12 protein-coding genes are annotated in these 12,962 nt (G+C 45.8%); 4 read left to right on the forward strand and 8 right to left on the reverse strand.

Annotation, left to right across the window (positions count from 1 at the left end; genetic code table 11):
• Positions 1-159: 159 nt before the first annotated feature.
• Entirely contained in the window at positions 160-963 is an 804-nt protein-coding gene (locus tag VTAP4600_RS08795) for a class I SAM-dependent methyltransferase (RefSeq protein WP_102522457.1), read from the forward strand.
• A gap of 2 nt (positions 964-965) precedes the next feature.
• On the forward strand, positions 966-1,289 hold the full coding sequence (locus VTAP4600_RS08800; protein ID WP_102522458.1) for a cupin domain-containing protein: 324 nt from the start codon (positions 966-968) through the stop codon (positions 1,287-1,289).
• Positions 1,290-1,398: 109 nt separating this feature from the next.
• Here the strand turns inward: VTAP4600_RS08800 and VTAP4600_RS08805 are convergent, their stop codons facing one another.
• From VTAP4600_RS08805 to VTAP4600_RS08830, 6 genes are read right to left on the reverse strand one after another with little or no spacing between them, the layout of a single operon-like run.
• Positions 1,399-2,607 carry an NnrS family protein gene (locus VTAP4600_RS08805; protein WP_102522459.1) on the reverse strand — a complete coding sequence of 403 codons (1,209 nt, stop codon included), beginning with the start codon at positions 2,605-2,607 and terminating at the stop codon, positions 1,399-1,401.
• Positions 2,591-3,352, reverse strand: a complete 762-nt coding sequence (locus tag VTAP4600_RS08810) for an ABC transporter ATP-binding protein (RefSeq protein WP_102522460.1) — start codon at positions 3,350-3,352, stop codon at positions 2,591-2,593. The genes VTAP4600_RS08805 and VTAP4600_RS08810 overlap by 17 nt, the downstream gene beginning before the upstream one ends.
• Positions 3,339-4,127: an ABC transporter permease gene (locus VTAP4600_RS08815; protein ID WP_102522461.1), complete on the reverse strand. Its 789-nt coding sequence runs from the start codon at positions 4,125-4,127 to the stop codon at positions 3,339-3,341. The genes VTAP4600_RS08810 and VTAP4600_RS08815 overlap by 14 nt, the downstream gene beginning before the upstream one ends.
• A gap of 11 nt (positions 4,128-4,138) precedes the next feature.
• Entirely contained in the window at positions 4,139-5,146 is a 1,008-nt protein-coding gene (locus tag VTAP4600_RS08820; RefSeq protein ID WP_102522462.1) for an ABC transporter substrate-binding protein, read from the reverse strand.
• A gap of 12 nt (positions 5,147-5,158) precedes the next feature.
• A complete protein-coding gene (locus tag VTAP4600_RS08825) occupies positions 5,159-6,613 on the reverse strand; it encodes a TonB-dependent receptor domain-containing protein (RefSeq protein ID WP_145958567.1) in 1,455 nt (484 codons plus the stop codon).
• On the reverse strand, positions 6,586-7,209 hold the full coding sequence (locus tag VTAP4600_RS08830) for a hypothetical protein (RefSeq protein WP_102522464.1): 624 nt from the start codon (positions 7,207-7,209) through the stop codon (positions 6,586-6,588). The genes VTAP4600_RS08825 and VTAP4600_RS08830 overlap by 28 nt, the downstream gene beginning before the upstream one ends.
• A gap of 176 nt (positions 7,210-7,385) precedes the next feature.
• On the opposite strand from VTAP4600_RS08830, the gene VTAP4600_RS08835 reads away from it, so the two are divergent.
• A complete protein-coding gene (locus VTAP4600_RS08835) occupies positions 7,386-7,727 on the forward strand; it encodes a hypothetical protein (RefSeq protein ID WP_231897910.1) in 342 nt (113 codons plus the stop codon).
• Positions 7,728-7,811: 84 nt separating this feature from the next.
• Here the strand turns inward: VTAP4600_RS08835 and VTAP4600_RS08840 are convergent, their stop codons facing one another.
• The gene (locus VTAP4600_RS08840) at positions 7,812-10,901 is read right to left on the reverse strand and encodes an efflux RND transporter permease subunit (protein ID WP_102522466.1); all 3,090 of its coding nucleotides are present in this window, start codon (positions 10,899-10,901) and stop codon (positions 7,812-7,814) included.
• An 8-nt stretch (positions 10,902-10,909) separates the two neighbouring features.
• Complete coding sequence (locus VTAP4600_RS08845) at positions 10,910-11,995, reverse strand: efflux RND transporter periplasmic adaptor subunit (protein ID WP_102522467.1); 1,086 nt, start codon at positions 11,993-11,995, stop codon at positions 10,910-10,912.
• Between the two features lie 156 nt (positions 11,996-12,151).
• Here VTAP4600_RS08845 and VTAP4600_RS08850 point away from each other — a divergent pair, with 156 nt between their 5' ends.
• Positions 12,152-12,751, forward strand: a complete 600-nt coding sequence (locus tag VTAP4600_RS08850) for a TetR/AcrR family transcriptional regulator (RefSeq protein ID WP_102522468.1) — start codon at positions 12,152-12,154, stop codon at positions 12,749-12,751.
• The last annotated feature ends 211 nt before the right edge of the window (positions 12,752-12,962 follow it).

The raw sequence follows: 12,962 nt of genomic DNA on the forward strand, positions 1-12,962 counted from the left end.
GCTTACAAGCCCATACAATACAAATGATAATCATTATTAACCACTAACCAACAAATACGGAGCACTTATGGACAGTATCAGTCATGCATTTCGGTTAATCAGCCTTGTCGCGATACTCGCCATCATGGTGCCCATTATTCTTTTCGCGTAGGAGGATCTATGCCTGAAAATCTTGCAATGCCAAATGAAACGAGAGAAACATCAAAAACCCCGGGCCACTGGGTTCTCGCTCAATTGGGTAAGAAAGTACTTCGCCCCGGTGGCAAAGACCTTACCTTGAAAATGCTGAGCAACTTAGCGATTACTCGCGCCGATAACGTTGTAGAGTTTGCTCCAGGGATGGGATACACCGCACGCTTGTGTTTAGCGAAATCTCCGAATACCTATACTGCAATTGAGCAAAACGAACAGGCCGCCAATATTGTCCGCTCTTACCTGACTGGCAAAGAACAAATTTGCCATGTCGGCAGTGCTCAAGAAACTGGCTTAGAACACGCGCAAGCAACCGTCGTTTATGGTGAAGCCATGCTCACCATGCAGTCAGACGCCAAGAAAAATGACATCGTGGCAGAAGCGGCTCGCATCTTAGCCAATGGCGGCCGATATGGCATTCATGAACTGTGTATTTCCCCTGATGGCATCGATGACCATCAAAAGCGTGCCATTCAAAAAGACATTTCTGAAACCATTCAACACCCAGCCAAACCACTAACCCCTAGCGAGTGGAAACACTTAATGGAGGCTAATGGTTTTGAAATTGAGTTTGAAGCGGTCTCTCCAATGCACTTACTTGAGCCAAAGCGCATGATTGATGATGAAGGCCTGTTCGGTTTCTTAAAGATCGTTAAAAACCTACTCACTAAGCCAGAAGCAAGAAAACGCGTACTCGGGATGCGGTCAGTGTTTCGTAAACACAAAGACAACCTATCGGCCATCACGCTTGTAGCAAAAAAGGTTAAGTAGCTATGTTTGAATACACTCTATATGAAGACCTAGCCGATCAGGTTGATATTCCAAAAGCGGGTATCACCAGTTGCCCAGTGTACAAAAGTAAACGTCTACGAGGTGTCATTTTCGGCTTCGCTGAGGGCGAGGAGATGTCTGAACACACGGCTGCTGTCCCTGCTATTGCGCAAATATTGGAAGGGGAGTGCACCTTTACTTTTGAAGAAGAATCGAAAGAATTGAAGGCTGGCGCGTGGGTTCACATGGATGCCCACCTCCCCCACAGCATTACCGCCAAAACCTCGCTTAAACTAATGCTGTATTTATTAAGAGAACCCAAATAGCCCAACACGCGTCATCCACTACCATCTGCGATGCGGATTATAGTGGTTGGCGCATGTTCTTCTTAAGGACCAATCAAGCTTCAATAACATTCACTCCTCAATATCATCGTTACCCTTCTTTCCCATCAATTCTTGTGGATGCCAAAGTGCTTCGAAAGACAATGAAGTAAATAACAAAACTCATTACCATGGCAATGTCATCACTTTTGCCAAATGATATATCCAACCCAAAAAGATCTACAAACTGGGCGACTAAAGGCAATACTACAAGCATCATCATGAGCTTAATGCTAGGGCTGTAGCTCAGTTGATGTCCTGTATGCTTTTGTCCAACGACCAGCATAATTAACAGTAACGCTGCGCTCATGACACCTGAAAATACATGACTCATGGCCGTCATATTTTCTGTCTGGCCCAAAATGGCATTTACACCGATCACAGAAAATCCAACGGCGATCAAAATATAGAGGCTGTACCCAAGTTGGACATAAACGTCACGCCATACTTTGGGCAAGTGCCAATCATTAAGGATATTCAAAACCGCCGCCGCTGAAGCCAACGCCAGCCAACCCGAAATTGAACCGCCACCCATAGCGATATTCACGGCCAAATAACCTAAGATAATTGAAATGGCAAAGTTGCGTCTGGTCGGTTTCGCTACATGACAGACATCAGGAACTTGATATCGACGGATTGCATGGTTCACTATCACCATCGACATCCTGCTCAGCACCGTCAAAAGCAAAACAATAAGTAAGCCCACACTGGTATCCATTAACGTCAGAGTGGTGGCCAAGTTACCCGTTAACCAAAAGTAATAACCGATAAACACAACCGAGGTCAGCAAACAAAGTTGATAGTAAAAGATCCTATGCTTGCGATGCTTCCTTTCTACAATCGATGGTGCTAAAAACTTGAGTAGCAACGTGATGAACAGTAGGTTTGTCATCACAAGAGGCCATTCCCCAGCAATGGGCAATAACCATGCTGAGATCCGCGCCAACATCCAGCTTACCACCAGCATGCCGAGTTTTTTTGACTCGACCTTGTTTGATCCGGTCCAAGCAGGAAAAGCCGTTAATAAGAATCCAGACAAACCGCACATCCCTACCCCGAAAACCAGCTCATGCACAAACCAGATGTCTACGCTCTCTATGGGCAAAGCTTGACCACTTAAAGGCGTGTTGGCTATGGATAACCAAAGATCACCAAACCCAAAAAGTAGCGTTGCGTAAACCGAGGTAAGAAGAAAAAAAGGTCGAAATCCACAGCGATAAAGCTCAGAATCAAAATCGGCCCAGTTAGCGCGAAGTGGCATAAGATTCTCCGGTTTGAAAAGCAGACTTTACAGAATCTATTTTTAGAAGGTTCAGAGCACTGCCATAAAGATAATCCTGATCTCGTTGCTTTCTTGGACGGTCAATAACATGGCGATGAGCCAGTCTACCGGGCTTATCGGTTAATACCATCACTTCATCCGCAAGCCGAATGGCCTCCATGATGTCATGAGTAATGAAGAGAACCGTGAGCCCCCTGTGTTCAATTTCAGAGATTAATAGATCATAAAGATCCTCTTTTAGGCCAATATCTAACGCACTAAAAGGTTCATCAAGCAAAAGCAACTCTGGCTTTACAGCAAATGAACGAGCCATCGCTACCCTTTGTTTCATCCCACCGCTCAATTCATGAGGATACTTGGCAAGATCTTCATCATGCAGCCCGACCTCACTTGCCAATTTAATTGCGGCTGTTTCTCGTTCACCACGAGCGACACCTTGCGCTTTCATCCCCCAACTAATGTTGTCTTTGCAGTTTTTCCACGGCAATAGTCTAGGGTCTTGAAAAAGCACAGCAGTGCTCTCAAAGCTGCTGATAATGCTATGGTTTTCATCTTCAAGTAAGTTGGCTATTAGGTTTAATAACGTGGTTTTTCCGCAACCAGAGCGGCCCACGATCGCAAGCACCTTGCCTTGTTCCAGTTCAAGACTCATATCTTCGAGTACTGGCTTGCCATCAAACGCATAACTTAGCTGGTTTACGCTCAACTTTTTAGTCCGATTCACGCCATTTCTCCACTTTACGTTTAATGGGTTCAAATACAGCGTATTCCGCGATAAGTAACACAGATACGATGGCAACAATCCATGCCATGGTGGCGGCGGTATCGATATTGACCCTAGCAGAAGCGAGGCCAGCGCCGACTCCGCTATTACTAGAGAGCAGCTCGGCCATCACAACCACTTTCCAAGAAGTGCCTAAAGCCGTAATCCAAGAGGGAAATAAATAAGACAGAATATGAGGGAATTGCACATCGTAGAACAGCATCCATCGAGACACGCCGAAGCTGTGTGCCATTTCGCTTAGCCGTTTATCCAACGTTCTTGCTCCTTGAACACCAGCAGCAAAAGTAATCGGCAGTGCCGTCACAGTAATAGTGAAAATGGCGGTGCTGTCATCAGCACCGAACCAGAGCAAAGCAAGGACGATCCAAGCGATTGGGGGGACACCTATCAAAATGGTCACCAATGGCCGTACCGCCATTGATAACGTTGCAGATAGCCCAGACAAGGTGCCCAAAAGGCTACCCAACGTAATCGCTAAGCCAAAGCCCACCAACGCTCGATAAGTCGTTACCCACAAGTACTCGCCCGCATTACCATCAACGAATAGCTCCTTCAACCGAGTTAAAGAAGCTAAGGGAGACGGCAATATAAAATCACCATAAACATGATTGCCATAGTCCCAGAAAGCAAAGAAGACCAGAATACTGGCCAGTGCGCCAAATCCACTCCAAACGTAATGGAATGAATTTTTTAGCCAAATTATCAATCTACTCATCGTCGCTCTTATCAACCGAGATAAAAATCGTCGTCAGGCAACCTACCACCGATGATCCCCGGGTTGGATTTTGCAAGAATCGAAAAGAAACGCTCAATTTCAGGTTGTATGTCTTTCGCCTTTTCGAGGGTAAAGTTTGAATAGGGAATTGAACGCTCAATCACTGGCGCCTTTAAAGACAAGTAAGACTCGCCTAAACGCCCCGCACTTGTCGGATTATTGACAACCCATTGAGTTGAACGGGCTAGTGACGCATTCAATCGATCGGGTAAGTCTGGCATTTCGTTGAGTAATGCCTCTGAAATCATCATGCCAGCCTGCGGAATTCGAGCCGCGCCTCCTGTGACTTCTCCCCACGCGTCTTGAAGGCTCACTGCACGATTCATTTTTTTAGCCGCTTTCATGCCTTTCAATAATGCGGCCGTTGCCGCCGGTTCTGGTAACACGGCGTGTTTCGCTCTACCGGAAAGCAGCAACTGTAAGCCTTCAAAAGGCGTTCCAACGTAGTTCAAGCGATAATCTTTGCCATCCTCCATGCCTTTTTCCTTGGCAATGTGTTGAAACACCAGATCAGGCATATCTCCTTTAAATGGCATCACAATATCTTGCCCTTTTAGCTCTTCGATCGTTTTCACTGATCCATCGGCTGAAATGATGTAGAGCAGCCCCCATGTCATAATGTTCATGAGGCGTACTTTCATCCCCTTGTTATATAAGTTAGCCGCGACATAACTCGGCGTTCCGGCCAAATCCCAACGGCCAGAGATAAACTGGGTTCTTAGTACGTCGGGATCTCGATAGGTATTGAAGTTCAAATTTTCTACAAGGCCCGATAGTGCATCGGTTTCTGCTGCGTGTGCTAACGTGACAGACGGGCCAACTGGAGGCCCATACATGGTCAGCTCTTTTCGTTTTTTACTTTGCTCGGCGAATGCTATTGCCGGCACCATGCTACTGCCAGCAATGGTTGCCCCGACTAATCCGCAATCACGTAGGAAAGCTCTTCTTGATTTGCTCATATTCATTCGTCCTTAAAAGTTGGCTGTAACAGCGGCATAAAAATGTCGTTCTGGAGCTTCTACCAACACTCGGTTGCCTTCTAAAGAAAATTTGGCCATTGAGTCGGTATAGGATTTGTTGGTGAGATTGTTTACGCCAATTTTGACACCAACGCGGTCAGAGACTTGGGCTGACGCGTACAAGTTAATGACGGTAAATGCATCCGTCTCCCCAGCATCAAAGCCACTGCCTGAGGTTGGGTCGTCATCAACGTCATTTTGAGCCGCTACGTATCGAATTTGAGTCCCTAAATTCCATGTTCCGCCCGTGTTAAGGTAGTCAAAGTAATCAAAGAATAAATTGGCTTCAAAAGGGGCAACATAATAAAGCGCTCTGTCGTCAGATGTGTTTTTGCCATCCGTAAAGTTAAGCGCTAAGCGGGACGCCAATTTTTTCGTTAAGTTAGCTTTGAGATCTATATCCACTCCGCTCATGGTCGCGTCTACGTTTCGCCAAATGCGAGCATAGTCAGCCGCACCTGTGTCCGTTTGGCCTCTGGCTCTATCTCGGGTGATGAAATCTTTTATATCGTCATAATAGGCGATTGCATCCCACTGCCACGACAATCCATGACCACGTGTTCGTCCATAATCTACCCACATTGGGCTCGATTGAGTTGCACCCGCTTCGACGCGACGATGTTGCTCCCAGTTAATATCCGGATTGCCTACAGCTCGGGCACTGGTTCCCATTGGTGATCCTGTCACACCAACAAATGAAGGCGCGGCAAAATAACGCTCTTGAGTGTCCGGTGAGCGAGCAAAGTTTGCCAGCGACAAGTAGGCTGCGAGATCGGATTGATTATCGTAATCCCATTGGAGTTTCGCACTGGCGTGGCCTTCACTTTGATATAAATCCACATCTCCGTAGTAATAGCGGTAAAGATCAAGAGCGCTCATGTTCCCTGAATTTGGGGTGCTGGTCGCGAGTGTCGCTTTCGTCGCATCGGCTTTAACGTGCTTGTAATTCAAGCCAAAAGAGAGCGTTTGATCCTTAGCGAAATCAAACCTTGATGTTCCTGCGACTAGCCACTCACCCATTTCAACACCAGGGTACTGATAAGCGGAAACGTGAGCCAACCCAGGCGTTTTTGGCCCACCGTAGCGTTTGGCATTATGGTTAATATCGGAATAGTGGACACTGATGTTGGTTTTACTATCAAAAGCATTCAAATTGGTTTGCGCTTTCAGCCCGGTCATCGTTCTATCGATTTCCGCTCTTTGCTGTTTTGGCTGTTGAGTGTCTCTCAAGCTGTAGTTATCCGCGGTCCGCTCTAGCGACACCGAATAGATCTCCAATTGCATGTCTTCTACGACGTCGCCATTGAATTTTTCGTCCCAGATAAGCTTGCCAACCTGTCGGTCGGTGTTTACTGGGTCGACACCAAACCCTTCTGCGATCACAACAGAACCATTGGCATAGGGCACGCCCTTAACCGTTGGGTTTTATTGTCTTTGATGATGTCTCGAACGTAGACTAATTTTACATCGGTACTCGAGCGTGGTGTTGCCCCTATGACAAACTGCCCAGCTTGTCGATCATAACCAAAACGAACCTCTTCACCCGAAGCGCCTTTATAATGATCTGCAGATTCAACAGCAACGATGGCGCGACCATAAAACTGGCTCGTCTTTTTACGTAAATCAGCAAAGGTTTCATTTCCATTCGTCGCACTGTTATATGAACTGCCGACGACCACGTTATGTGTTTTCGTCGCTGTAACGGTGTCAATTGCGCCTTCCGTTGGGTGAGTTTGTGCTTGCACATAAGGCATTTCCCCTCCAGGCTGCCCCAAATCATATAGCGGCATTACTGCAAATGGGCTTGGCTTTGCATGGGCCGACGGTTGCGGAATGAAGTCCTCCGCATTGACGGAATGCCCGAGCAATAAAGCTGCCTGTCCAACCAATAAGCTAATCACGGACGTGCTGCTGTATCGGTTGTGGGGCCATATCTTGCTGAGCCATAGCTTATTAGCTTTGGCCAATGAATCGGATTGGGAGTTGCTGCTAAGAGTTTTCATTAATATCCCTTTAACCACTCAGATTGATATTCAATGGTGAAATCATCTTGCCTAGGTATTAACCAGACTTAATGATAACGATTATCATTCTAGTGCAAGGTAATTAATGACACTCTTGACAATAATCAAGGTACAATCTGCGGCTAATTCAAGACAGAAAGGTTCTACTCGTGGAAATGATCATTATTGCCTCAGAGCAACAAAAACGACTTATCATGCTGTTTGGCAAAACAATGGCAAAAATGTCAGACAAAGCAGTAATCAACGATTTGAACAATCATGATGTTAAGTCAACGGAATACCCAAGATTTAAAACGGCAACCGATCTACGAGTAGAACGCATTCAAATACCAGCCAACCCTAAAACCGCTGAACTAGACTGTGGCGACTTTCTTTATCGCTACTTATCTAAGGGTTATGTTTGCTTGGGTGAACACAAAGGCCAACCAAAACCAAATTTAGAAGCCTGGGGCGTACGCTCGGTTCGTAAATTACGTAATATTGGGTTTGGGCTTTAGGCGCTAAATTTGGCTTCAAAATTCTAAAAAAAGCCATCACTGAACGATTCAGTGATGGCTTTTTTAGTGACTAGCACTTGCTAACTAGCTATTGCTGACAGACGCGATACGCACTGGCATTTTGGTGACTAACATAAACATAGGAGGGACAAAATAAAACGACAAGATTGTGGTCAACGCTGTACCACCCGCAATCGCCACGGCAAAAGGAGGCCAAAAGCCACCACCAGCCAGTATCAATGGCATAAAGCCACCTATCGTTGTAATGGTGGTAGAGGTTATGTGACGGGTACAACTCATTACCGCTTCTAGCACCGCTTCTTGGTCACCTTCACTGGCTTTTTCGCTAGCTCTCAATTCAGCCAAGATTACAATAGCAGCATTAATCGCAAGGCCAATCACACCCAGCATCGCGATGATCACAGTGAAACCAAACGGATAATCAAACACCCATACCGACAAGATACCCAAGCCTGCCGCTAGGCCTGCCACAGCGAAAATGATCCCACTTAATCGGAAGGATTTAAACGACAACACGATGACTAAAATCATCAACACCACGACAACAGATATATTGCCGATTAATTTGGCTACAGACTCATCACGCTCGGCGGCTTCACCACCAAACTCCACACGATAACCCGCCGGGAATGCGTAATTCTCTAGCTCAGTTTTAAACTGATCGAGTACCGTTTGCGGAAGCACGCCAGCATCTATGCAGCCTTCAATGGTATTCACTCGAACGCCATTTCGTCGGGTAATGCCGCCATTACTTGGGGACAATTCTAAGGTCGACAAATTAAGAACAGAGACCCCAACACTGGAACCTGCGGAATTGGATGCAGGAGAAGGGAAACGCAGGTTATTCAAATCGTCATAGCTTTCTCGTTCTTCATCACGTACGCGAACTCTTACCGGGATCGACTCTGTCCCTTCAATGATGCTACCACTCTCTCGCCCCACTAATGTCGACTGTAATAAGCCCGCAAACTGATTAAGGTTCATGCCGTTCATCTGAATCGCTTCTTCATCAACGTCGACGTTAAATTGAGGAATACCTGAAGACAAGCTTTCACGAGTGTGTGTCACCGATGGAATTCTCGACAAAATCAATCGCACATCTTCACCGATGGTTTTTAGTGTATCTAGGTTGTGACCGTATACTCGCAATTCAATAGGCGCGTTAAACGGAGGGCCTTGTTCCAGTTTTCTCACTAGAATCTGAGCTTGTGGGAAGCGTTTATCCAACTGCGTTTGCAGCTCTGGGATCAGACGATTCGCCTGTTCAAAATGCGTCGTTTTCACCATGGCCTGAGAGAAGTATGGCGCTTTTTGTTGACCCGCCACTAGGTTGTAATAAAACGATGGGAATGAAGCGCCGATCATCCATTGCACCTGCTCAACCGCTTCATCTTCTGAGATAAACTGATGGATCTGCTCCGTTGTGGCTTTCGTAGCATAAATGCTCGCTTGTGGTGGCATATACACTTGGATTTCGAACATGTCACGGTCCGAGGCAGGGAAAAACTGCTCCGTCAGTTGAGACATACTCCAATACCCAGTTAACGGTAGAACCAATGCTAGCCCAATCGCCAATAATGGATGACGAATCGCAAGCGCCACCGATTTAGCAAACCATGCACTCAGCGCTGGAATGCTAATGCCCGTTTGGTACCAACTAGACGAGGTTTGTTTACTTGGCAAGTAAGCGCATGACAACGCCGCGATGACCGTATGCGAGATAACATAAGAGCCAACCAGCGAGAAAGAAACGGTTAATGCGATAGCACCAACAAATTCGCCTGTCGCCCCCTCCATTAGGAAGATAGGCGCAAATGCAAAGACTGTTGTTAAGGTGGAACCCAGTAGCGGAACCCACAGATGCCCAATGGCGACCATTGCTGATTCCAGTTTTTGCATGCCCTTTAAACGGTAACTTTGAATGGTATCCACCATCACCACCGCATTATCCACCATGATTCCGAGCGCCACAATGAAACCCGTCAGGGACATTTGGTTAATGGGAATAGCAAAGTACTTCATCAACGACAAGGTAAACAGCATGGTTAATGGCAGAGCGAGGGCAATGATGATTGCGGCTCGAATGCCTAGCGTGAACAACAGCACGAACAAGACCAAACAAAAGCCAATGAGCAAGCTCTCACCTAATTCAACCAAACGTTGCTCGGTGTAACCTTGTTGGCTATACAACACGTTCACTTTGATGTCGCTTGGCAGTTCTAAGCGAAAATCATCAACCAACTTCATCGCGGCTGGTGTCCATTTATCCACACGTAATGTCGACTGCATACGAGCGCCCACAATGACACCCGGCTTGCCATCCACTAATGCTAATTCGTCGTAAGGCGTTTTCGCTGCACGTTGTACATTGGCGACATCACCAACGCGTACTGTATGACCATTTTCATCAATGGAAATCGGCACTTTTCTGACACGTTCAATAGAATCTAGGCTTGAAGACAACTCCAAACCAAAGCGTGTTGATGAATTGACCAATTCTCCTGCTGAGTTTTTTGCATCTGCGCCCTCTAACGCCGCGGCTAGTTGCTGCGCTGAAACCCCCAACGTCGCCGTATCGTTAATATCAAAATTAACCACAATTTCTTCGTCAGATAGACCATATTGATCAACAAACTCCGTACCGGATAAAGTGCGTAGCCGTGTCGCTAGCTCTTTTCCATAACGGCCTAACGTCAGTAAGTCGGCTTCCCCTTCCCCCTGCCAGCCTAGCGATAAAATAGTGGTAAATGCATAGGTATGATCGCTGTCTAATTCCGGAGAAAGTGCATCACGGGGTAGTTCCCGTTCCACGTCGGAAAGTTTGTCACGAATTTTCGACCAAATCGGTTCGGGATCGGTGATCTCATCTTGCAATTCCACACCAATAACCGCGATGCCAAGACGAGAAGTCGAAGTGATCTGGTTAATCTCGTTCACTTGACGAAGCTTGTTCTCGATGACTTCAGTAACTAATGATTCGACTCGTATGGCACTGGCTCCGGGGAAGACCGTCGTAATGGTGGCATTTCGATTAGAAATAATCGGATCTTCTGCGCGAGGTAACGTATTAAAAGCCGATAAACCGCTCACAATTAAAAACGCGATAACCAGCACCATAAGGCGCGTATTTGAAAGTATCGATGCGTATTTCATCTTACCTCCTACTTCGCGATTGAAACGGATTGGCCGGGCACAACTTTGTGTAACCCCGTCGTAATCACTTGATCGCCATTAGTTAGGCCACCCTTCACGTACACCGATTCGTTATTTGCAAATAGCACGTTGATCACTCGGCGTTCTACTTGGTTTTCGTCCGTTTCCGAATTCAAGGCATAAATGTTCCAAGTGCCTCGAATACCATCAATGAGCGCCGTGGTCGGTAACCAAAAACCTTTTTCAGGGTAGTGCTTTTCAAACGTAAGATAAGCCAGTTCACCATCTAACACAGCATTATTATCGTCCAATGAGAAGCGCAAACTGATGCTTCTTGATTTTGCGTCGATATTGGATGCTTTTGAGATTAAATGAGCAGGATATACTTGGTCTCTCACGCGAATGACATAGTCACTTTGAGCTTGGATATCTTTTAGATCTTGGCTATTCACACCAATAACCGCTTCTTTTCCTGACGTCGACAGCAGAGAAAAAGTGGATGTTCCTACCCCAACAACATCACCCAGCGAAACAAAACGCTTGCTAATGATGCCGTCATACGGGGCTCTAATGGTCGACTTTTGTATTTTTAGCCTGTTGGCTTCTACGGCAGATTGAATACGTAATAGGTTTGCTGTCTGCGCCTCTTTTTGGCTCACTAATGAATCGATTTCTGAATCGGAACTGAAGCCTTTTTTCTTCAACGCGTGCTGGCGCTTTAAGTTCGTTTGAGTCAGCTTTTGCTGCGCTTTCACTTCATCAAGCTGGGCCTGTAGCTCTTTAAGCTCGGAACCTAGCAACTGAGTATCAAGGGTCACGAGCTCTTGGCCTTTCGTTACCGTTTGACCAACATCGACTCGAATATCAGAAACCTTTCCCGATAATTCAAAGCCTAAATTTGCTCGTTGGACTGAGTTGATGACACCAACATATTCACGATCAACCGAATAGCTTTCGTGTTCTACCACTGGCTGGGTTTGGACGGTCAGCAAAGTGTGCGGTTGTTCTTCAACTTTCTCTGTTTCCGAACACGCCGATAATAAAAGCGTCGCAAAGAGCACGAAGCAGAAGGAAGCAAGTTTTTGATACCGCATAAGACACCTTTACCCATCAATTTATGTAACACTTTTATGACAATCAAACTAGACAGTCTAGTCTTCTTTGTAAGCATTAAACACGAACAAAACTAGACTGTCCAGTTTGATGTTGATATTCTTGCGACCAGAATAATACGTAAAGCAGAGTTAACGATGAGCAGCGCCAGTGAACTAAAACGCCAAAGAATCCTTGAAGCCGCAACCACATTATTTGGTGAGCATGGCTACGCGGCCAATATGGAGAGCATTGCCAAGTTAGCGGATGTGTCTAAACAGACGGTCTATTCGCATTTTAAAACCAAAGACATATTGTTTGAGCTTTGTATGAAGACCAAGTGCCTAGAGTTTCAGTCCGATGAGGGCATGTTAGATTTGGTAAAACCAATGGACGAAGCAATACTGCAATTCGCTCAAGGGTTACAAGAAACACTGCTGAGATCTGGGTCAATTCACACCTTCCGTAATGCCGTCAGTAATATAGACAACCACCCTGAATTTGCCGCCACTTATTTACGTTTTGGGCCAAAGCAATCGACGGACGTTCTTGCCGATTATTTGCAGAAAAAGCACGATACCGGTGAAATAACGTTGGATATATCAGCCCAAGAAAGTGCTTCTCAGTTACTCCTGATGTTCCACGGAAAGCCTGTTTATTGGAAGTACTTAGGCGAAGATCTCAAGCAAAGCAAGGCTGAACGTGATACCTACCTTAAAAGCTGTATTGCGATGTTTTTGTCTTTTGTTCGAAAGTAGGCCTTACCATGTACATAAAGGCAAATATCTAAAATTAGCTATCTGTTTTTACTGAGTATATTGCTAAAAATCATCAAACAACTTTAATCAACTAAGCTACCTATGGCTTAGCGAAGTTAACATAAGACCTTAATTGCACATAAAATCAAAGTCAGTTATCCCTGACTTTGATGCTGCCCTTCATCTCTTTTTTCATTAATAATTCGATTTG

Origin of the sequence: Vibrio tapetis subsp. tapetis (assembly GCF_900233005.1) — a bacterium.
GTDB classification, from domain to species: Bacteria; Pseudomonadota; Gammaproteobacteria; order Enterobacterales; family Vibrionaceae; genus Vibrio; species Vibrio tapetis.

Bases quoted from the DNA above. Each gene is read 5' to 3' on its own strand.
- VTAP4600_RS08820 (WP_102522462.1), bottom strand. From the start codon at position 5,146: ATGAGCAAATCAAGAAGAGCTTTCCTACGTGATTGCGGATTAGTCGGG.
- VTAP4600_RS08805 (WP_102522459.1), bottom strand. From the start codon at position 2,607: ATGCCACTTCGCGCTAACTGGGCCGATTTTGATTCTGAGCTTTATCGC.
- VTAP4600_RS08835 (WP_231897910.1), top strand. From the start codon at position 7,386: ATGATCATTATTGCCTCAGAGCAACAAAAACGACTTATCATGCTGTTT.
- VTAP4600_RS08850 (WP_102522468.1), top strand. From the start codon at position 12,152: ATGAGCAGCGCCAGTGAACTAAAACGCCAAAGAATCCTTGAAGCCGCA.
- VTAP4600_RS08795 (WP_102522457.1), top strand. From the start codon at position 160: ATGCCTGAAAATCTTGCAATGCCAAATGAAACGAGAGAAACATCAAAA.
- VTAP4600_RS08800 (WP_102522458.1), top strand. From the start codon at position 966: ATGTTTGAATACACTCTATATGAAGACCTAGCCGATCAGGTTGATATT.
- VTAP4600_RS08845 (WP_102522467.1), bottom strand. From the start codon at position 11,995: ATGCGGTATCAAAAACTTGCTTCCTTCTGCTTCGTGCTCTTTGCGACG.
- VTAP4600_RS08815 (WP_102522461.1), bottom strand. From the start codon at position 4,127: ATGAGTAGATTGATAATTTGGCTAAAAAATTCATTCCATTACGTTTGG.
- VTAP4600_RS08840 (WP_102522466.1), bottom strand. From the start codon at position 10,901: ATGAAATACGCATCGATACTTTCAAATACGCGCCTTATGGTGCTGGTT.
- VTAP4600_RS08830 (WP_102522464.1), bottom strand. From the start codon at position 7,209: ATGAAAACTCTTAGCAGCAACTCCCAATCCGATTCATTGGCCAAAGCT.